General features: G+C 35.1%; 21 protein-coding genes and 2 pseudogenes. 2 read left to right on the top strand and 21 right to left on the bottom strand.

Features of this window, described 5'->3' with window-relative positions:
* Positions 1–43: 43 nt before the first annotated feature.
* From H513_RS0115905 to H513_RS0115825, 18 genes and pseudogenes are all read right to left on the bottom strand, one after another.
* Positions 44–1,510, bottom strand: a complete 1,467-nt coding sequence (locus H513_RS0115905) for an MOP flippase family protein (protein ID WP_026801614.1) — start codon at positions 1,508–1,510, stop codon at positions 44–46.
* Between the two features lie 72 nt (positions 1,511–1,582).
* Positions 1,583–2,437, bottom strand: coding sequence for a glycosyltransferase family 2 protein (locus tag H513_RS20480; protein ID WP_156111459.1), 855 nt, complete (start codon positions 2,435–2,437; stop codon positions 1,583–1,585).
* Positions 2,438–2,556: 119 nt separating this feature from the next.
* Positions 2,557–3,693: a glycosyltransferase family 4 protein gene (locus H513_RS0115895; protein WP_026801613.1), complete on the bottom strand. Its 1,137-nt coding sequence runs from the start codon at positions 3,691–3,693 to the stop codon at positions 2,557–2,559.
* Positions 3,694–3,757: 64 nt separating this feature from the next.
* Positions 3,758–4,804: a glycosyltransferase family 4 protein gene (locus H513_RS20475; protein ID WP_051240076.1), complete on the bottom strand. Its 1,047-nt coding sequence runs from the start codon at positions 4,802–4,804 to the stop codon at positions 3,758–3,760.
* A gap of 28 nt (positions 4,805–4,832) precedes the next feature.
* Entirely contained in the window at positions 4,833–6,098 is a 1,266-nt protein-coding gene (locus tag H513_RS0115885) for a hypothetical protein (RefSeq protein WP_026801612.1), read from the bottom strand.
* A gap of 43 nt (positions 6,099–6,141) precedes the next feature.
* On the bottom strand, positions 6,142–7,452 hold the full coding sequence (locus H513_RS0115880) for a nucleotide sugar dehydrogenase (protein ID WP_026801611.1): 1,311 nt from the start codon (positions 7,450–7,452) through the stop codon (positions 6,142–6,144).
* A gap of 20 nt (positions 7,453–7,472) precedes the next feature.
* Positions 7,473–8,693, bottom strand: a complete 1,221-nt coding sequence (locus H513_RS0115875) for a nucleotide sugar dehydrogenase (RefSeq protein WP_026801610.1) — start codon at positions 8,691–8,693, stop codon at positions 7,473–7,475.
* Between the two features lie 3 nt (positions 8,694–8,696).
* On the bottom strand, positions 8,697–9,971 hold the full coding sequence (locus tag H513_RS0115870) for a glycosyltransferase family 4 protein (RefSeq protein ID WP_026801609.1): 1,275 nt from the start codon (positions 9,969–9,971) through the stop codon (positions 8,697–8,699).
* 19 nt (positions 9,972–9,990) lie between these two features.
* Positions 9,991–11,085 carry a lipid II:glycine glycyltransferase FemX gene (locus H513_RS0115865; RefSeq protein ID WP_156111458.1) on the bottom strand — a complete coding sequence of 365 codons (1,095 nt, stop codon included), beginning with the start codon at positions 11,083–11,085 and terminating at the stop codon, positions 9,991–9,993.
* The gene (locus tag H513_RS0115860) at positions 11,049–11,507 is read right to left on the bottom strand and encodes a GNAT family N-acetyltransferase (protein WP_026801607.1); all 459 of its coding nucleotides are present in this window, start codon (positions 11,505–11,507) and stop codon (positions 11,049–11,051) included. The genes H513_RS0115865 and H513_RS0115860 overlap by 37 nt, the downstream gene beginning before the upstream one ends.
* Positions 11,497–12,129, bottom strand: a complete 633-nt coding sequence (locus tag H513_RS20470; RefSeq protein ID WP_036770512.1) for a sugar transferase — start codon at positions 12,127–12,129, stop codon at positions 11,497–11,499. The genes H513_RS0115860 and H513_RS20470 overlap by 11 nt, the downstream gene beginning before the upstream one ends.
* Positions 12,126–13,241, bottom strand: a complete 1,116-nt coding sequence (locus H513_RS0115850; RefSeq protein WP_026801606.1) for a DegT/DnrJ/EryC1/StrS family aminotransferase — start codon at positions 13,239–13,241, stop codon at positions 12,126–12,128. Before H513_RS0115850 ends, H513_RS20470 begins: the two co-directional genes overlap by 4 nt.
* A gap of 70 nt (positions 13,242–13,311) precedes the next feature.
* On the bottom strand, positions 13,312–15,177 hold the full coding sequence (locus H513_RS0115845; protein ID WP_026801605.1) for a polysaccharide biosynthesis protein: 1,866 nt from the start codon (positions 15,175–15,177) through the stop codon (positions 13,312–13,314).
* A gap of 675 nt (positions 15,178–15,852) precedes the next feature.
* Positions 15,853–16,185 (bottom strand): annotated as a pseudogene (locus H513_RS22295) (M15 family metallopeptidase); the annotation flags it as partial.
* An 18-nt stretch (positions 16,186–16,203) separates the two neighbouring features.
* Positions 16,204–16,395 (bottom strand): hypothetical protein, encoded by a 192-nt coding sequence (locus H513_RS22290; RefSeq protein WP_407946631.1) that lies wholly within the window; start codon positions 16,393–16,395, stop codon positions 16,204–16,206.
* Between the two features lie 562 nt (positions 16,396–16,957).
* Complete coding sequence (locus H513_RS22185; RefSeq protein ID WP_267879650.1) at positions 16,958–17,080, bottom strand: hypothetical protein; 123 nt, start codon at positions 17,078–17,080, stop codon at positions 16,958–16,960.
* Positions 17,081–17,141: 61 nt separating this feature from the next.
* Positions 17,142–17,849: a thermonuclease family protein gene (locus H513_RS0115830; RefSeq protein WP_026801603.1), complete on the bottom strand. Its 708-nt coding sequence runs from the start codon at positions 17,847–17,849 to the stop codon at positions 17,142–17,144.
* Between the two features lie 959 nt (positions 17,850–18,808).
* On the bottom strand, positions 18,809–19,396 hold the full coding sequence (locus H513_RS0115825; protein WP_231572128.1) for a M15 family metallopeptidase: 588 nt from the start codon (positions 19,394–19,396) through the stop codon (positions 18,809–18,811).
* A 138-nt stretch (positions 19,397–19,534) separates the two neighbouring features.
* On the opposite strand from H513_RS0115825, the gene H513_RS0115820 reads away from it, so the two are divergent.
* Entirely contained in the window at positions 19,535–19,744 is a 210-nt protein-coding gene (locus H513_RS0115820) for a hypothetical protein (protein ID WP_036770506.1), read from the top strand.
* Positions 19,745–20,276: 532 nt separating this feature from the next.
* Positions 20,277–20,840, top strand: coding sequence for a 5' nucleotidase, NT5C type (locus H513_RS0115815; protein ID WP_026801600.1), 564 nt, complete (start codon positions 20,277–20,279; stop codon positions 20,838–20,840).
* Between the two features lie 127 nt (positions 20,841–20,967).
* Here H513_RS0115815 and H513_RS0115810 read toward each other — a convergent pair whose 3' ends face one another.
* The 3 genes and pseudogenes from H513_RS0115810 to H513_RS0115805 form a co-directional block, all read right to left on the bottom strand.
* Positions 20,968–21,432 carry a hypothetical protein gene (locus tag H513_RS0115810; RefSeq protein ID WP_026801599.1) on the bottom strand — a complete coding sequence of 155 codons (465 nt, stop codon included), beginning with the start codon at positions 21,430–21,432 and terminating at the stop codon, positions 20,968–20,970.
* 12 nt (positions 21,433–21,444) lie between these two features.
* Positions 21,445–21,651: pseudogene (locus H513_RS21320) on the bottom strand (DNA/RNA non-specific endonuclease); the annotation flags it as partial.
* A 141-nt stretch (positions 21,652–21,792) separates the two neighbouring features.
* Positions 21,793–22,083 (bottom strand): ATP-binding protein (locus tag H513_RS0115805; protein WP_026801598.1); only part of this gene is annotated, 291 nt, incomplete at its 5' end.

Below are 22,083 nucleotides of genomic sequence, written 5' to 3'. Positions count from 1 at the left end.
GGATAAGTAAATAAACACTTAGTCTCTTGGGTAAGCTGTTGTATTAAGTGCTGAATTTTTGATCTCTACCTCTCTTGATAAAGAGATTTTTTAAATTAGTTACGATTTTCCTTTCAAAAATCATCAATAAAGATATATAAATGAAGCCCCCCAAAACAACTGTAAATATAAGCCAACCTAAACTTTCAATTTTAATTGTATTGTTAATTAGAATCAGTATAGATGCCATCACAACACTAATCCAAAGAGAGGGTATTATGCTTCTAAAGTATTCTTTAAAGCAATTCCCCAGCAACTTTCTTATTATTATCACATATAGGAGCGAACTAAAAATTATTTGTAATACTAACATTGCTATAGCTACTCCATAGATGTTCCCTAAATACTGCCCTAAAATTAAACCTGGTACTAAACTTATTGTCTTAAATAGGTTCCATTTAAAGCCTAAGTCTGCTCTACCTTTTGCATATAATAAGGAGCCTATAGGATTGCTAACAGACCTCAGTAACCCAACTCCAGCTAATATCTGTATTAGTATTATTGTAGGTGCCCATCCATCTCCAAAAAATAAAGGTACGAACATACTAGCAGTAACTCCTATACCGAAAAAAATAGGGAAATTAACAAGAGATAAAAGATTAATAACTTTTAAATAACCCGTTTTTAATTTAATTGTATCTGATTGTATTTTAGCAAAAACCGGAAATGCAACTCTTGTAATAATTGGATTTAATTTCGATATCGGTAATATTATTATGTTGTAAGCTAGAGTATAATAACCTAATGCTTCAGGACCCAAAAATTTACCAATAATCATATAATCAAAGTTAGAGTTAAAAAAGTTTACAGTTCTGTCCCCTACCTGATACAAACCGAACTTTAAATAATCATTAAGATCTCTTTTAGCGAAATGAAAAGACGGCCTCCATTTATTCCAACCTAAAATCACTAAATTTAATGTCCTAAATACTGCAGTAATCAATTGGCCCCAAACGATACTTAAAACTCCAAATCCAAAGAAAGCACAACTAACAGTAAATATACTACCCGTTATTATTGAACCCATTTCTATTTTTGAAAGAGTGTCAAATTTTAAATTCTTTTGTGCAAGAGCCTGAAATTGTTGACCGAAAGGAGTTATTAAAAAAATCAAAGAAGCCCAATATATCAAACTCTGTAATTGAGGCTCTTGAAAAAAAGTAACAATGAGTGGGGTTATAGTTATTATAGTCACGAAAATTAAGATACCTGCAAATAGATTAAACCAATATAGGCTCGATAACTCTTTTTTAGTAGTATCCTGTTTATGAATTATCGCATTCGAAATCCCCATATCTAGGAAGGCGTGTGCAAAACCCAATACAATCATAATCATCCCCATTAAACCAATAGCAGTTGGACCTAAAACCCTTGCCAATATGGATAATTGCAAAAATTGTACAATAATTACCACAAAAGTAGAAGTAGTCGTCCACTTGGCTCCACTAATAGCTTTTTCAGTTAATGACATTTATTTAATCCTCATTCCTTATCTTTCTAATAATAAAGACATAAGTTATTACATATATTTAAAGCGAGTAACTTAACTTAGATCTTTTATTAATTGATTGTTTAGTTGAATATCATAAGTATGTAATAAGTTAATTAACTGTTCATCATTTTGGTTGTTTTCGATATTTAGTTGACCTAGTGATTCTTTTTGGCTTGTACTAATTGTAAATAGATAGTGTGGAAAATCTTTAGTTTTAACAACTTGTGTGTTGTTCATTAGTGACATTACCTTTAACCAAAGGTCATCTGCATAAAAGCATAAGGATCTTATATTTTCTCTGTTAAACACTTCTTGGTTTACAGAATTCGGGGGATATAGTACTCCACTTACCCCTGTTGGGCACAAAAATTTAGATGGTCCAGTAAAATCAAGTGGATTATAACCCCAATTCTTATAAGATTTTAAAGTGTTATCTTTATTCAAGGTCATTAAATGTCCTCTATTACAGCATATACTATATGGATGCTTTACATGAGTGTTTACTAGTACCTCAACAGTCTTTGTGGGGTAAATTACATCATCGTCAACTGTAATAATTAAATCATTAGGATAGTCATTAAATGTATAATAATACTTCTTGTGTGACCTTAAATCTTCACAGAATTTTATGGTTAACCCTCTGCTTTGCTGCGCCTGTAATCGTTTTGGTAAGCTCTCAATACTATCGAATTGACTGTCCGCTAGCCATAATATAATTTTGTCTGGTTTAACTGATTGTCTTAGTAGTGATTCTATTGCAATCCAAACTACATTAATTCTACCCGGAAAAGTTGTTAAGGATACAATTATTTTCTTTTCTCTCTCTTTATGGTTAACCCCACTATTCTTAAATTTAAAGCTAAATTTATAAAAAGTAGTAATCACAAGATTTGCGATACTACTCAAGATAAAGTAAACTTTCAACCTTCTCACACTAAAGTTTATTCTATATAGTAGATTGAGCATGTAACTACCTCACTAGTATAAATTTACTCATTATAAGAGCCTTCATAGTCAAACAACTACTAAAGAAACCTCTCATAGAGTTCATTATATAATTTAAAATGCTGTTTTGAAGAATATTTCTTATCATACTTATCATAAAACCATTCTTTATCTTTTTTTAGTAAGTCTGGATTACGATAATATTTATCTAACATATTTATAAAACTTATACTATTAGCCTCTAGTAAATTACTTTTTCTTTCAACTACTTCGGTTAACCCACCAACATCTCTTGAGAGTACAGCACATTTTCTGGACATGGCCTCAATTGCCATCCTTCCAAAAGACTCCATATTAGAAGTAACAACTAATATATCCATTAGGTAATAAATTTTGCTCATTTCTTCTTGATTTTTATTAATGAAAAACACAAACTTATCGCCAAACTCTTCTTTTAAACTTGACGTGATTTCATTTGCCTTTTCGAATTCACCTTCGGAATTTGCACCGATAACAAATATCACTTTTCTGTTCTTTCGTTGTAAGTACTTTTGACTAATTTCAACTGCTAGTGGCCAATTTTTGACCTCATTCATTCTCCCAACAAATCCTATTACCATATCATTAATATTTATATTGTATTGCTTTTTAACACTAACCTCTTGTTCAGTGTCATAGTTTTTATATAAATACCCTGTTGTATTTGGTATTATTACAACATTTTCATTTTCAACAAACTCTTTCCAGTCATTAGCGTTTACGTTTGTAGTGCAAACAATAACATTGAACTCTTTAGCAACTGTATTTCTTAGTAAGGTTTTTATAACTCTATGATAGCTTTCAAACTGTTCTCTATTACTATAAATTAATTTAGTACCTCTTGGAATGAGACCAAATTTCTTTAATAGGCTAACAGCAACACTAGAACCAACCATTTGGGTATGTATTACTTTAGGTTCTAATGAATTAATTAACCTTCTAAGTTCCTTCATTAAGAGTAAGATTTTTAATGGCTGCTTTACATTTGGGAACCTTGAGAATTTACTTACTTCATATAACTCAATGTTTGGATTCAATTCAATTAAATTCGTATTTAATTTTGGAGTGATTATTCCAATTCTAAGTCCCTCTTCTGATAAGTGATTCCCTATTATACTTGTTGAGATTTGTGCTCCTCCTGTAATTAGTTGGTCATCCAAAATATATAAGACATCCATAATAAAACTCCCTTATTTAAGTGTAAGTAAGCTTTATTCATTTATAAAGCTACAATTTTATTCACTAAAGAAGATCTTCAACAAACTTATGTATCACTACTTCTGCTCTATAAAGATCAGATGTACTTAGAGCATTCTCACATATGATCTTGTAATCTTCATTATTAAGTTCAATTAGCTTAATAATCTTACTCTGTAAGGATTTAACATCGTTTACAGGAAAGAGTAATCCATTAACCTCATCTTGGATAATCTCATTGTTATATTTCCAGTCTGAAGCTATTACTGGCAGTCCTACATTAAATGCATCTATAAATGTTCCAGGAAACCCCTCTCCTTCGTAAAAGGTTGGAAATAACAAGCTTTTATAGCGCTGTAACGTCTTAGGAGTAGCGTTATGATCAACAGTTCCTTTGTATTTAACTGAAGCATTTGATACCTTGATTAAATCCTCCATTCTCTCTTTGAATTGGGGATCTACAGGACCATAAATATCCAGATTAATTAAGTCATACCCATATTCAAAATTCATTGCAGTTACTGCTTTAATTGCCTCCTCAATCCCTTTACTTTTGGTTACCCTCGAGAAAGTGCAAAACCGATATGGTGGACCTTGTCTTGTGTTGTAGTCTATAATATGTGTTTTATCTAAGCGCTTAAAGTTAGGCATATGTTTAACGTTTTTTATATCTCTTGTTTCTAAATCGCTCTTCATTTTCAAGGATTCTACATAAATTCCATTTAATTTATTAAGATACTTAGATATCCCTGGGTTTTGGTCTATGTATTCACTTAACCATCCACCTATAACAATGTAACGAATATTCTTCTTACTAAATAAGTTTAACCATACAAATAACCTTATAAAGACACCCAAACCATTTTTCCCTGGAAGAATTATCAGAATATCAGATTTAAAGAACATTAATACTGCATTGATCAACAATTTAACAGGATTCTTTCTCCACCCAAAAGTATCTGTTGTGAATATACGGCTGAATTGATTATATTTAATCAATTCATCATAAACATTTTTTGTTTTAATTGTTTGTCCGTCTATTTGATTAGTATGAAAGGCCAATGACCCACAAACACCAATTCTTTTATTCATATTTTTTTACCTCTGCTTTAATATTAGTTTAGTAATGGAATTTTTTATCAACATACCTACCTAATGCGGGTATAAGTATAAAAAATAGTAGACTGAAAATGAAGCTTCTTGCAGGATTTAAAAAGTTTAGTAGAAAGAAAATCACATAAGAGTAAAACATTGCGTTTTTTATTTTATAATGTCTTAGTTTGTTGATATTATTCCTTATAAAACCAATCATTAACCCCATGTATAATACGAAACCAACAATACCATATCTAGCCAAGTCATCCATTAACTGTGAGTGACCTCCAATTAAAGTATACTCGTCTTTATAATAAGCTCCTACACCAAATATAGGTGAGTCCACAAAAGAACTAAAGCTTAATAAAAAATAATCGTATCTACTCCCTATTAATGAGAGGTTATAACCACTTTCAATTATTTGTTTCACTGTTGCGATTTTATTAATAATCAACAATGAGTCAGTGTTATTACTAATAATATCTAGCATGAAAACTATTAATGTTGGGGATATAAATAAAATTAGAATACTACTTATAGTAATTAATATTGCAGAAAAGAACGTATTCCGTATTACTGAGAATAAACTTACTAAGAACGACATCCCAAGAAGTATATATGATATTAGAAACTTCGAATTAAATATAACCACTAGAAACAATAACGAAATACAGAAAACAATAAATTTTTCCCATATCGGATAGTACTTTTTAGTTCTTGTTAGCAACATTATAAACAGTAAAGGAAGAACAATCACTAAGGAATAAGTGAAATCAAAACTACTTATATTCATGGCATACAGTGTTTGCTGCATATCTTTATCCTGAGAAGTACTTGTCAAGCTTCTCACAGCATTAGGATATCTCATTAACCCCCATATTGTTGTGATGGATGTAATTATGACTAAGATTGTTGTTATCTTTATCACACTTTTATCCACATCTTGGTCGTTTAAGTTTAAATAAAAATAACCTACATATGCACTCACAATAAAAAATATTGTGGGTACTAAATTTATTAAATTTATATCACTAAACCCAAGTAATTCATAAAATAATATTTGAAAGAGAATAAAGAATGCAAACAAGTGCAAGTGCAAATTCTTTTTTATCCAATAATTATTATTATTTAGTGAATATAATGCCCAAAGAATAAATAAGAATGAAAAAGTTGATTTGTACATCACACTAGGTATAAATACCTGCATAACTGGCAAAAATACACTTGCAGCTATGCAGAAATAAATTAATATATTTATCTTTTTTTCACTTAAATCTCCTCTATATTCCAAACATAATCAACACCTTAAGATAGATAAAGTAAATACATTGAAATCACAAACTCCAGTAATCAAACCCCCTATCTATGTAATCATTTTTCTCATAAGCCTTTTTCAAGTCAAATAGTATAGGTTTTCCTTCTTTAAACAATTCTATAAAACTATCTATGTTTAACTCTTTATATTCATCGTGGTTTACCGCAGCAATGACAACATCTATGTCCTTCAATTCACCAAATTCTTGTAAATTTAAGTTATACTCGTTGTATACCTCTTCTTTATTTGCCTTTGGATCACATACTAGTACCTCTACTCCATAATCTAAAAGCTCATTAACTACATCAAAGACTTTTGAATTCCTCACATCTGCAACATTCTCTTTAAATGTAACACCCAGGATTGCAACCCTAGCACCTTTAACATTTTTGTCATTTTTTATAATGCATTTTATTACATTATTAGCTACATAAGCTCCCATGCTATCATTGATTTTTCTACCAGAGAGTATAATTTGAGAATGATACCCCAGTTGCTCAGCTTTATAAATAAAATAATAAGGATCTACTCCAATGCAATGTCCTCCAACTAAACCTGGGGTAAATCTCATGAAATTCCATTTTGTTCCAGCAGCTTCTAGAACTGCACTCGTGTCTATCTCCATTCTATTAAAAACCATTGATAGTTCATTCATAAACGCTATATTTATATCACGTTGTGAGTTCTCTACTATTTTAGATGCTTCAGCAACTTTTATATTTTCAGCTCTATGTACACCAGCTTCAATAATAGATTCATACATTTGAGCCACGAATTCCAATATTTCACCACTGGATCCTGACACAACCTTTTTTATTTTGGTCAAAGTGTTTACTTTGTCACCTGGATTGATGCGCTCAGGCGAATATCCAATATGAAAATCTATGTTGAATTTTAATCCAGAAATCTTTTCTAAGATTGGTACGCAAATTTCCTCTGTAGTACCAGGGTAAACAGTTGATTCATATACGATTACCGATCCCTTTTTCATATTCCTACCAACGATTTTTGTAGCTTCAATCACCGGATTAAGATTTGGCGTTTTATCGCTATTAATTGGAGTAGGTACTGATACAATATGTACTTTACATTCCTTTAAATAATCTTCATCACTTGTAAATGTACAACTTGTCTGCTTTATAGCATCATTTCCAACTTCATTAGTAACATCTATTCCATTATTATAGTTAAGGATTTTACCCTCGTTAATATCAAAACCTACTACATTGAATACTTTTGAGAATTCAATAGCTAAAGGTAATCCAACATATCCAAGCCCCACTACTGACAACTTCTCAAAATTAGCTTTTAATTCTGAAATTGCATCCATATATACTCTCCCATCTACTTTCACAATTTATGATAATTTTTATTATTTTCGAATATGTTTTTAGTATCTAATACTATTTTGTTCTCCACATAAGATTCATTATTCTTTATATGCTGATGCCCCACCATTAGTACAACAATTTCTATATCTTGTAAAAAAGCATCAAAGTCCATATACTGGTTGTCAACCAATTCTTCTTTAACGTATGGATCAAATACTTTTATACCGAATGCTAAATTATCCTCTAAATTATTTATCAATTGTAAGGTTGGACTCTCTCTTGTATCATTGACGTCCTCTTTATATGTCAACCCATATAGACCTATTTTTGAAATATCTCTTAAATTGTGTTCATTCATTATTTGTTTGATTCGCTTTAGTACATGGTTTGGCATGAAATCATTCGTAACCCTAGCTACTTTTATTAAGTTTGTCAATTCAGGATAATCACCAACTAAAAACCAAGGGTCAACTGAGATACAATGGCCACCAACCCCTGGACCAGGGTTTAATATATTTACTCTTGGGTGTTTGTTAGCTATTTTAATAATTTCATATACATCCATATTATCTGAATGACATATTTGGGCTAACTCATTCGCGAAAGCAATATTAACATCTCTATATGTATTTTCCACAACCTTAGTCATCTCAGCAGTTCTTATATCGGTAACGACTATGTCAGATTTACAAAAACTAGAATATAAACCTTTAACTTTTTCACCTATCTCTTTGCAATCTGCTCCGATAGTTCTAGAATTTAACGTTAACTCTTTCACCATATTTCCTGGAATAATTCTTTCTGGTGCATGAACTAAATGAATGTCTTCTCCAATAATAAAACCTCTATCCCTTATTAAAGGACGGACATGTTTATCAATTGTTCCAGGAGATATTGTTGATTCAATAATTATAGTCGCACCTTTATCACATACATCAAGAACACTTTCGACAGCCGATAAAAGAAATTCAGGATCCAATTTTTTATTTTTCTTTTGGTAAGGTGTTGGTACCGTTACAATATATGTATGTGTATGTTGGTACTCCGAGGTAAACTTAATATTTTGTTTAGCATCTTCGTATAACTCTATTATTCCTTCTTCATCAATCAACAAATTTCCATCCATCAAACTATTAATTTTATCAATATCTCTATCTGTTCCTACAACTTCAAGACCGAATTTAGCTAACATTAAAGCCGTTGGTAAACCAATATAACCTAATCCAATAACATTAATCATTACTCATTCTCCTATCAAACCTTTTATTACATTATTTAGTTTATTTGTATGTACTTGAAAATCGAAATTTCTTGATCCATTTTTAGCATTTAAACCCAATTCATTATACTCTTTACTAGACAAGTCTTTAATTGTTAAGATTGCCCCTTTAAGTTCCTCAGGCGACCCATTTTCTAGCTCAATCCCGCAGTTATATTGCTGTAAAGGTGAATAACCCATTTTAACCGTTGATACGATAGGTTTCCCCGAGGCCATATATTCAAACAACTTATTTGAACTATTACCTCTGCTCCAATTGTATTGTTTTTGTGAATAATTAAGTATATTAACAGATGACTTACTTAATATATAAGGGATATATTTCCTATCAACATGTCCTTTTACTTTAACGTTATCCAGTCCCTCATTTTCAACCCTGTGTCGAATGCTTTCTAATTCATTTCCATTCCCATAAATAAGAAATTTAATATCAGAGCGTGATTTCAATAGTTTTGCAGTATCTAGTAACTTTCCTACATTATTTACTGGTCTAATAGCACCTACATAAACTACATTAAAGGAATTAGAACTAAGGTCTTCATCCTCAAGTTGATTTAAGTCAATTGATTCCTCAAATGCTTTTAGATCGAGTCCATTATTAATATAAAAGCACTTATTTAAATCTATTTCACCATGCTGCTCTATGTCCCACTTTCTCTCTTTGATATAGTCCGTATCACCTTCTTTGGTGAAAATCATTGCATCAGAGTTTTTATATATCCAGTGCTCACCCTTTATTAATGCCTTTCCTAAGAAGCTAGATTCTTTAAGCTTTCCATAAGAGAATATTGCCTCCGGCCATAAATCTCTTACTTCACAGATACAAGGTATATTTAGTTTTCTGGCCAATTGAATCCCTGCAACCATCGTCAATGGATGTACACTGGATGCTAATATTAAATCTGGTTTGTTTTTTAGTTTTATATAGCTTTTTGCAACGCTGAATAGATTTTTATAAAACAAAAACATATTTTTTATTCTATCTAATCCATTTCCTATAGCAGATGTAGTTTTCACAAAAACAAAAGGTATATCATTTAATAAGTCAGTTTCGAATTTTCCATTTCTAATCTCAACAAATTCGTTACTGTTATGATGGGTATTTGCGCAGAATATAGTTACGTCATACCCCATTTTTTTTAAATTCTCAGCAAACCAATAATGCCTTCCCGCACCATTCTTATATTGGTAAGTAGCATAGTGATTAAATATCCAAATATTTTTATTTCTATAATTCATAAATGTACTCCTTAGTTCCTTAGGTTTGCCCTGCTCTATATATAGGAAAAAATTCACTATTTGCTTCAAAGTCTAGTTCAGACTTTCTTAAATTAACCAAATATTGATATTTTTCTTGGTCGTATATATGTTTACCAACGTAAAAATCATACATTCCATTGGGTGAAAACCCCTTTTTATACTTAAAAATCCCATCTTCAGAGCCGTAACCGCCACCAAGGATGAAATTTGACAACCCAATACCTTTCGCCCATTTTATAATTTCATATTTAAGAAAATTATTAGCACTTAACTTCATGTATCTTCTGTCAGTACCTCCTAGGAACGAATAACAATTGTCTTTTCCATATAAAACAAGTTCCGAGGATATAATTTTCCCATCATACAAAACATGAAAATAAACAAAATGATCCTTTAAATACTCATTTATATACTGAAAAAATTCTTTTGAAAAATAGTAGTTTTCGTCTGCTTTAGCTCTATCCATTGTATCGTAATAAATAAGTAAGAAGTCATCTAACCTATCTCCGGTGTAATCCACTTCAATTTCTAATTGTGACCTCCATGCTTTTTTTATACTTTTTCTAACTTTATGTTCAAAATCCATAAACATATCATCTAAAGATAAGTTTAAATCCCTAACTACATTTTTTTTATATGTTTTAATATCATCAAAAAATTCTTTGTATTTATTATGCAGTAAATGATATCTGGTGAATTCTGAAACAACCCCATTTTTTGTACAGAAATGTTTATATGCTTCTTTTAAAGCATTAATATTTTCGCCTTCAATAAGAAAACCGCCATAACCGTATGGTGTAACTAGGTCAAAGTAGGTATTAGTTGGTATTTTATTAAGAAATGGCTTAGAGTAGGCTATATCTCTTATTAGAACAACGTTAATCCCTTTTGTTTCACCATCATCATAGTATATTAATTTAGGTTTGCCCTCTCCAATTTGACTGAAAGCTGAAACATAACCGTTTAAGTAGTTCACATCGTAATAATCAAAGCTCTTTACAATCTCATCCCATCTCTTTTTTTCACTCACATCAACTGAGAATAACAAGTAATCACCTACAATACTTTTTTCATATATCTTCTTTCTGTGCAAAATCCCATACTTTCATATAAATTCAAAGCTGCTAGATTAGAATCTGAAACAAAAAGATCAATAGTTTCTATCCCTTCTTTAAACGCAAGTTGCTCTATCTCTTCCATTAATACCTTTGCTAAACCATTTCCTCTATGATTCTCCTTAATAGCAATTTGATTAACGTGAATCCTATTTACACCAAAATAGTTATGCACGTATGCCCATAAGAATCCCTGTAATTCTTCACCCTTGAATATTCCTATTAAGATAGCACTTTTATCTAGCAAAAATTCATAAAGTTGTTCAGATTTTTCAAAACTAAGATTTTCATTTTTACTTTTAGTCATATTGAAATTAATATTGTATATGTCTAGTAACAACTCTACTATCGTTTCTTTATACAGGTAGTAATTATCGCTATTAATACGCTTAAGTATCATTGTTAATACTCCTCTCTGCATCTAAATCCTTAATGTCCGACTGGTCAACCACAGAAACATCGGCTCTTACAAAAGCTTTGAACAGTGTTTTAAAAAAGATTTTAGCGTCAGTTAGAAAGCTCATTTCGTTTACATATATCACATCTAAATTCAGCCTTTCTTCCCATTCAATGTTATTTCTACCACTGACCTGAGCTAAACCTGACAAGCCAGGTCTTACTTTGTGCCTTGCTCTTTCAGTTTCAGTATAAAAAGGCAAATAGCGTACTAATAGGGGTCTTGGTCCAATCATAGACATATCACCTTTTAAAACATTTATTAGACCAGGGAGCTCATCCAAAGAAGTAGTGCGCAAAAAAAGACCAAATCTAGTTATCCTCAAGCTATCTGGGAGTAGCTCAAAATCCGATCCTCTTTTGTCTGTCATAGTTCTAAATTTGTACATAGTAAAAACTTTCTCATTTAAACCTGGTCTTTCTTGTTTAAACACAACCGGGCTTCCAATTTTATACTTTATAATTACAGCAATTGTTACAAATAGTGGACTTAAAATCACTAAGCTCACTCCTGAAACAATTAAATCTAACAGCCTCTTAACTATCTTCCTATAACAAAAATTCATTTTTCCCACAACTCTCTTATACACTTAGTTGTCTTTTTTAAATCCCCCACTGTCATTTTAGTGTCGGATGGTAGGCAAAGACCATTCTCAAAAAGGTTTTCAGAAACAGTGTTTCCTATAAAATCGTATTTTCTGAAATAAGGTTGAAGGTGCATGGGCTTCCATAGTGGTCTTGATTCAATATTATCCCGTTCTAGGGATTCCATTACATCAACGGGCCTGACATATCCGGTTAATGTAATTGCACTCAACCAGAAGTTCGGTTCATCCCACACATTAACTGGCATAAATTGAAGTCCCTCTAAATCACCTAATTCAGCTTTATAATACTCAAATATGTATTTCTTCTTTTCTACACGTTCATCCAAAACCTTTAATTGACCTCTGCCAATTCCAGCTAACACATTGCTCATTCGGTAATTAAACCCTAGTTCGCTATGTTGGTAATGCTTTGCTTGGTCCCGAGATTGGGTAGCCCAGAATCTAGCTTTTTGAATGCGTTCTTCATTGTTGGAGACTAGCATCCCTCCACCGGAAGTGGAAATGATTTTATTTCCATTAAAGGAATAAATGCCATAATCACCAAACGTACCTGTTTGTTGTCCCTTGTAATACCCACCTAGGGACTCGGCCGCATCTTCAATTACGGTTACATTATGTTTCTTACACAACTCCATGATTCGATCCATGTCAGCTGAAAGGCCATAGAGATGAACAACGATGACCGCTTTTACTTCTGGATATTTCTCAAATGCCTCTTCAAGTGCATTTGGACATAGGTTCCATGTTTCTTCATTACTATCTATAAATACGGGTGTAGCGTTTTGATAGATAATAGGGTTAGCTGTTGCGGAGAAAGTAAGGGTTGGACAAAAAACGATATCCCCTTCTCCTACTCCCGCTGCCATCAAAGCTAGGTGGATAGCTGCTGTTCCTGAAGATAATGCAGCTGCAGAGTTTACGCCAACCCTCTGAGCTAATTCTTCTTCAAACATGTTTACATTCTCACCTAAAGGAGCAATCCAGTTTGTATCGAATGCTTGCTGGACAAATTGTTGCTCGAAACCCTCATCACTCATATGAGGGGATGCAAGGAAAATACGATTTGACATGGTACGTCTTCCTTCCTCTGATTAATTAATGAGCAAAGAGGTGCATAACACATTTGCGATATACCTTATGTTATTTAGAACCAACCAACAGTTCTTGATTCTCAATCTTTCCATTTGCGATACGTAATGCATGTTGACGAAGCGAATCTGTGTCTAGGTTCTGATACTCATCAATGCAGGTATTAATTTTATGAATATCCAAGTTTACGGCTTTGCCTACGTAGATTTTTGGCCACACTTGTTGGTCGTGGACTTCATCTTTTCCAAGGAGCTCCTCATACATCTTCTCTCCTGGACGCATACCTGTGAATTCGATGCCGATTTCATCGACTTCAAACCCTGAAAGACGGATAAGGTTTTCGGCTAAATCGGTAATCTTTACAGGTTCACCCATATCCAACACGAAGATCTCTCCACCTTTAGCTAAAGAGCCCGCTTGAATCACGAGGCGAGAGGCTTCAGGTATCGTCATGAAATAACGAATCATTTCTGGATGCGTAACAGTTACCGGTCCTCCTCGGGCAATTTGCTTCTTGAATAGCGGGATTACACTTCCGCGACTTCCAAGAACATTTCCAAACCTTACAGCAACGAAGCGAGTATTACTTCCTTTATCCATATCTTGAACAATCATTTCAGCCATCCGCTTGGAAGCTCCCATAACACTGGTAGGATTTACGGCCTTATCTGTTGATACCATTACAAACGTACCAATTCCACGAGCATCAGACGCTTCAGCTACATTTCGCGTACCAATCACATTGTTTTTAATGGCTTCTTCCGGATTACGCTCCATTAAAGGTACATGTTTATGAGCAGCTGCGTGATAAACGACGTCGGGCTGATGCTTAGCCATCACTTCGAACATCTTGTCACGGTCTTGAACATCTGAAATTTCAGTATCAATTTGAAATCTGTCTTTATACAGATTTCTTAATTCCATTTCAATGGTGTAGATACTGTTTTCACCATGTCCAAGCAAGACAATTTTTGCAGGCTCAAATTTACTCACTTGTCGGCAAATTTCTGACCCTATTGATCCACCTGCACCAGTGACTAGAATTGTTCTATTTGTTAACGATTCTGAAACACTAGACATGTCTAAATCGACTTGCTCCCGTCCAAGCAAATCTTCTATGGATACATCTCGTATTTGATTAACAGAAAGGTTCCCAAGAATAATATCTTCAATCATAGGAAGAATTTGAACATTCCTTACAACATCTTTCGCAATCGTCACGACTTCTTTGATGCGAGCCTTATCGGCAGAAGGCATCGCGATAACAATATGATTCACTCTTTGTTTCTCGACAATCTCAGGCAAATCTTTAATAGTTCCATACACCGGGAGCCCTGAGACAGTCAGATTTCTCATAGTGAAATCATCATCTGCAAAGCCAACGAGCTTCACATCCTTAGATTCGTTTTCTTGAATCTGCCTAGCAATCATTCGGCCAGCAGAACCTGCCCCGATAATCAGCGTTCTTGTATTAGCTTGCGCATTCCCTACCGCCTTTTTAGCATCCTTAAAAGTTGCATAAGAAGTGACAAGACCATAGGTTTTGTAATACTTCCAGGCAAACCGAACTCCACCTATTAAAATAATATGTAACATCCATGTAACTATAAGTGCTCTTTCATAAGTGGTTTGATAGGTTACTAGTTGTACACCTGCCGTACTGATAACTGAAAGGGTAACTACCCCGACGATTCCGGTCAGCTCTCTCGTACTAGCATAACGCCACACCCGTCGATAAAGACCAAAAAAGTAAGAAAATAAATGATGGGTAATAAGTAAACTGACTGATGCGACTATCATTTTCGAATCAAATACATTGCTATAAGGATTAAGGAAAAAGTGTGACATGAAAATTGAAAATGAAACGATGGCCGAGTCAATTGCCATTAATAATAATATTCGTTTTCCAAACGTCATAAGCGATTTCCTCATTTCATCAAAATAGTAATTTTAAAGCCTATTCGACCTAAGCACCTTTCGTGATACACTACGCTCAACTCTCAACCCCCTTTATGGACAAGAATGGATTCTTTGAAGATGATTGAATCCCTTAGTAAATTTCAACGCTAAGTAGAGTGATTAAATAAGGGTACCAATATGTATTACAGCGTTAAAGTTTTCTTACAGAAACTTATTATTGAAATTCTTAATTGAGTAGTCCTAAATACCCATTTCTATCACTCGACAATTTGCGTTGCTCTTATTATAGCAAGTTATTTACAGCTTGAGAACCAATTTTTTCCCTTATTACATCTTTATTAGGTAATATGTATCAAATTGTAATATAAATGAAACAAATTACCTGTTATATATAATCAAACATATAATAAATTGCTACCTTTTTACAAAGTGTAACATATATTTTGAAAATTTAATGTAAAATCCAGTTAAACTTAAACGTTTCCGCTAATTTTATATAAAAATTTTGTTAAATAACTAGATATTAAAAACTAGTCTTTTTTATTTATCAAAGCGACTATAATTACAAAAAATTCTAGTTACTGTCACAGTATGCAACTTATAAACTAATTCTAATTTATTAAACGAGAGAACTATCCTATTGGATAGTTCTCTCGTTTATCTATGATTCTTTTATTCCTTATTCGCATACTCCTCCACCTTTGGCCGCTTCCCATACTGCAACTCCCTGATCGACAACCCAAAGTCCATCTGCAAATGAGGATAATCCTTGAACGAGGTCCAATCCCCTCCCCACTCGAATCCTAGATCCTTGGCGATGGCTACGACTTCCATCCAGTCTGCTTCACCGTTGTTGTTGTCATCGCGGTCTAGGTCCCAGACGACGTTGCCATTGTCTAGTTTTAGTGCGAAATCGATGGCGAGGCCGTAGTTGTGATAGGATTGGCCTCCCTTGGCGATCGTCACGATATTACCGGATTCGCTGCGAGCTTGTTGGTACAGATTGTCCTGTTCTTCTTCCGTTCAGTGACCGTCTGTGATCATAATTTCAATGCCTTTGGCTCGAGTTTCTTCTATAAGAATGTTCTTTGCTTCATTTACTTGTGGGTGGAGCTTTGTGGGGATCGAGACGTCTTCACGCTCCAGTGTAGATGAGGTGAAGACATCATCAATAGTAGGTAATACATATAGTAGAAAGATGGGTATGCTGACCATCACAATCAGGAGGCCGATGCCATCCCCACTGTCAACATCCTCGAAGTCTGTAACAAAAGAACTTCACATCTTGGAATCTCCAAACATCTTGACCCATTCATCTGTTTGAAAATGTTAAGAGAAATGTAAAATATAAACAGGAAGATGGGTGTAGACGTAATTTTGATCTTTACACTTGCCGCTCTTTGAACTTTTACACCTCTTCTGGAAAAACTTTTAACTATGCTTCATTCGATAAGTCACACCTTGGAGTCTAGTACACGCAAAAAAAGCACAGGGCGTGGGCGCCTTGTGCCTAATACTCTCTTATTCTGTTACGCCTTTTTACTGCCCACGGAGAATGCCCGTGTTCGTACTGTTTGTCACCTTCTCTTCAAAGAAGACCTGCGTGTTTGCTCCTTGCGGGCGCTCAAGTCTTTTCGCTGAGGGTTCTTCCCTCAAAAGCCAGAACGCACCCGGTGAGACGACAACGACGAAGAACATGACCTTGATGAACTGGATAGGGGCAGCATTCTGTTTGAGCTCCCTCCGTTCTCCATGCACTTCCGTCCGGCTCTCTCTATTATCTCTTATATCCCGTGCGTCTCTTAGGTTGTGTATTTGTCTGTGTCTCGTTTGCTCCGTTTGTTCCTCTTGTGCTTCTCGTTAATGGTCGATTCGGACGTACGGCTTGAGCAACAGTCATGCACATCACCCCTTTTCCTAATGTGACCCGCCATGCCCCCATGCATGTCTAACGTACAGCTTTACTGCTCAAAACCATCTTCTGTAACATACCCATCGATCCCCCATATGTCTTCTTCCTCCGCTTTCGCTTCGGATTCAGCTTCATTAAATTCGTCCAGGTATTTTACATCAGGGCTCGGCGCATTTACGCGGGCGATCCCTTTTTTCAGCATTAATTTATTGAAATTGTAATAGTAATTGTTGTTTCGTGACCAAAAATGGACAAGTTCATGACCTTTATCGTCTGTCGCACCCGTCCGCTCAATCAGTACGGTACTTCCATTCAAGTTGCTTAAAACATCATTAGCTTTCAAACCCAAGTTATCGTCCTGGCTTCCATCCGGCAGCGTGAGCTCCGGAGCGTCTATCAAGGCGAGACTGACCGTCTCCTTTCCCTTTTCCCCTTCCACCACAGCGGTGTCACCATCGATGATTTCAGAAATCGCGACTTCTTCTGTAATGTCTACCAAATCACGCTCGACCAATCCATCGTAATCCGGATCGCCGTTTTCCGCATCAACCTCTTCACGGGTCGGCAATTCCTCTTTCTCCTGCTTTGCTACTTCTTCTGTATCCGTCTCTGTTGTCGGCTCATCCGCCGCATCTTCCGGCTCACTCGCGGAAGAATTGCTACATCCGACCAACAGGATGATTGCCAGAAGTGACAAGAAGGCGATGAATTGCGACCATGAGCGTCGTTGATGACGTGCATTCGCATTTTCTTTCATTCGTACCCTCTCCTTTTTCTTTTTGGATTCAAAGGCTGACTCTCCGTATGATTCACACGTGCGATCCAAGCGCTTTAAATCCTGACAATTTTACCACAATTTTGTAGATACGACAAAAAGGAGCGCGAAACACACCCACTCTCGTCGTTTTTTTCGCTTTTGCTAACCATTTTTTACGTGCGGCCACTGGTTGCCGAAGAATAAAAGAGTTCCATACTCTTAAAAATATGCCTTACGATAAGGCGGTAGCCAAAGGGACCTTCAAGTGCATTAAAATAGTGTTCATCAAAAGTATTGTCTTCGATAGTGAAGAGAGCCTAACTCTTGAATCAATTTCTTACGTCAACTATTTCATATGATCTAGCCACTTTAGATATTGCAAAACCCATCCCTATTCCTACCCTGAGTGATGCAGTTCTATATGTATATTCCTGCTCCCAGTTTCTTTAAATATGTTCAGCATGAATTCCCCTTTTTGAATGGGATTCATAACAATGTGATAGACCTATTCCATTACACTCGGCAAATCGGTGAACACTGCTATAATCAATATTACTAGGCCAGTAAACAAGTCTACAATAGCGTCCCACCCTCAATCACTTCAAAGAAAATACCTCCTTGTTGTAATCATTCCTTACTCTACATTCATTTCTAGATAGCTATCCAATAAATAGCCGGTAGTAGACGTCACTAATTTATTATTCTAAATTTCGGGACTTATCTTAATGATTGCCAATTAAGGTCTTATATTTCACTAATAGTTTAGATGATTTTCCTCGTAGAAACACTAAATTGAGTCTTCAAGTTTCCCCTTAAAAGTAATGTTTAGGTGAATATATTTATACACCTTACTTATCATAGAGTGATTTGAGTCATCGTGCATTCTCTAATATCAAAAAAAGACCTCCATCTTATGGATAGTCTCTTTAGTGTAATCTATGAACTTACTAACAAAACGTCTATTCCTCGTCGTTCGCGGCATAACCCTCAATCTCCGGTCTCTCACCATACTTCAACTCCCTAATCGTTAGCCCGAAATCCATTTGCAAGTGAGGATAATCTTTAAACGAAGTCCAATCTCCTCCCCATTCAAATCCAAGGTCCTTGGCAATCGCAACGACTTCCATCCAATCTGATTCTCCGTTGCCGTTCCCATCACGCTGCATATCCCAGACGACTTCTCCATTATCTACTCTTAACGCAAAGTCTATGGCTAAGCCGTAGTTATGATAGGATTCACCACCAGAGGCGTAGGTGACAATATTGCCAGGTTCTGACCGTCCTTGTTGGTAGAGCTCGTCTTGTTCAGCTTCAGTTCGATGACCATCTGTAATGACAATTGTAATGTCCTTAGCTTCGGCTCTTTGTATCAAGGTTTGTTTGGCTTCTTCAACTTTAGGGTGGAGTTCTGTCGGAATAGGGACATCTTCTTGTTTCAGAGTGCTCGTAGTGAAGATGTCGTCAATGGTGGGTACGACGTATAGTAGAAAAATGGCCATGCTGACCATAATAATTAATAGACCAATCGCATTCCAAATTCTTCTCAATGTGAGTCCCTCGCAGTCTAGCATTCTTATAATAGAGGATATCACATTTTCAAGGTTTCAAACGTATAAAGCATTGAGAGGTTTATGAACGTTTCACATAAGGTAAAGAATACCATTTAATAATATGGAGGTATCGCGGTGAGCAACGAAAATGATAGAACTTTGAACAATGATCAAGAAAGTTTCGAAGAGAAGAAGAAAAAGGAAAGGCTCATTGATGACGTACCAAATACGGATTTGAAGATTGAATTAGAGGAACAGGAAGATGGTTCGCATGAGAAGGATGATTCATTGAGTGAGGAAGAGTATAAGGAAGATTATCATCACGAACATAAAGACAAGGTTTAAGAATGTTCCATAAGGGTATGATAAGTAGTGGGAGTCATAAATGACATACGTTGTATCTACAACGATTAACATCACTCCATTTTAGACGTTGACACTTTAGAATTTAGCGTATATAATGAACTATTGTTGCTTCAGTTACAGGCAACGATAGAAATCGGAAAAAGAAAGAGTGATGTGAATGAGACTGGCATTCTGCTACGTTTTGTCACTCGATCACACTGGATCAGCTTCGGAGCTGTAAGGATGCAATAGAGGTAGGGATTGCGTCGTTTGAGTGAACAAAAACTACCATGTAGAATTTATATTCAACCGCGGCAACATTGGTAAGCAACCAATACTTGCAAATCAACAGCAAGTTAATCAAAAAATGATTTTTCCGAAAGATACACAAAAGCGGACTGGGTGACGACCTGGTCCGCTTTTTCCAATTGTATAGGTTCCCCCTTTCCCCTTGCTTGATTGATACTTCCCTCTATACATGGTACGCTTTATTCCATACAAACTAGAACAGCAGGAAATGAGGCTACCGACCATGAAATTCGGATTCGACATTGATGATACATTAATAAATTTGCGTGGACATGCGTTCTCCATTTATCAACAGAAGCTTGAGCAAGAAGTACCTGTGGAGCGCTTAGATGACTTTAAGCGACTAGAGATTCATGAGTTATTCGGCTTAAATGAAGAGGAAGGTCGCCAAATGTGGATGGACCATGTAGAGGAAATCTTCTTCACGAACTGCTCCCCATTTAAAGGCTCCCTTGAGGTATTAAATGAACTAGCCGAGAAAGGTCATGAGATCTACTACATCACTGCTCGCTTTAAAGAATTCGGTGAACGTACGAAAGAATGGATGAAGGAACAAGGCTTCCCTGTTCAGGATGACCACTTCTATTACGGCATGAATGATGACGAGAAACTTCATATTATACAGGAACTTGATCTAGACTATTATGTAGACGACAAACCAGCAGTGCTTGACACACTATCTGACCTCCGCACTTCTGTCTATGTGCGAGACCAGGCGTATAACCGCCACCTTGAACTTCCGCGCGTGACGGATTGGTATGAGTTTAAGCGGGAGTTAGGGTTGTAAGGGAATGAGGAAGAGAAAGCTGCGAAGAGGACTTCGCAGCTTTCTCATACAATGGTAATAATATGAAATAAACGCACTAAAACCTTTTGGGTTGTTTCTAGATTATCTAATTATCTGTCTAATCTTATTAGTAAATGCTATTGTTTACTTCTTCAAACCAATCATCAAATATATCGTCAGACATTAGATCATTGTGATTTGAATAGATCAAGTCATACTTATAACTCGCCTTTAAGCTATTATTACTAACATTGTAGTGTAATTTTATTTCTGTAGGCATCTGTCTCCCAAAATCTTCACAGGTTTTATTAATTTCCTTGAGGTTCTTTAAACCAATGTCTAACATTGCTTCTTGTCTTTCTTCTGAAGTGTCGTATTTATTAGAACCTCCAGTACCATCTATCGCATCATTCAAATTATGCTTGAGCACTAAGTTTCCATTTATCTTATAAAAGACATCAAACGCATATACCTTGGGTTCATATGAACAATAAATAAAGATGTCTTCAGCTTTATCTTCAACATACTCCAAACAAATAGCTACCATATCAACTTGCAGTTCAGCCAAGTAGTCTTCAAATACTTTTCCCACGTTACTTCACCTCTAGTTTTCTAATTCTCTTTTTTTCACAACACCGTCAATTACATACTTTATTTCAAAACTTGCTGGTCTTTGATCATCACCATTGTAATTAACTTTAACATTAACAGAAACATTCTTTCCTTCTATTATTGCTTTTGCCCATTTGTTTTCTAACCTCTTATACTCACTCAGATTAACATTGCTTGACTGAGAAACTAAATTATCGTAATTAGGAGACCCTCAGAATCTATCTGCAGCCAAATGCCCGGCATGGTCTGTGCTCTCTTTACCAGGCGTATTAGTGTGTTTTGCAAGAGAAAAGTACATAATAATGCAATGAAAAATACATAAGCTTGCCAGCCGATATTTTTAGTAGTTTTGTCTGGATAATGCATGGCTAACCCGGTAGCTATCTCCTGAAAATGTAAGTACATGAGCGTGGTGTATGACACGATCAACTAAAGCTGCTGTTAGCCTCGAGTCTACAAATATTCGATTCCACTGACTAAATTCCAAATTTGAAGTGATAATGATGCTCTTCTGCTCGTACCAATCGGTGATGAGTTGAAATAGAAGCTCGGCTCCTTCTTTACTGAATGGAATGTATCCCATCTCATCTAAAATAATTAGATCTACTTTTTTAAAACGGTTCCTAAACTG

This window comes from Pontibacillus halophilus JSM 076056 = DSM 19796, assembly GCF_000425205.1.
Taxonomy (GTDB): domain Bacteria; phylum Bacillota; class Bacilli; order Bacillales; family BH030062; genus Pontibacillus_A; species Pontibacillus_A halophilus.
Note: the sequence above shows the minus strand (reverse complement) of the source record. Positions and strands in the feature narration are given on the sequence as shown.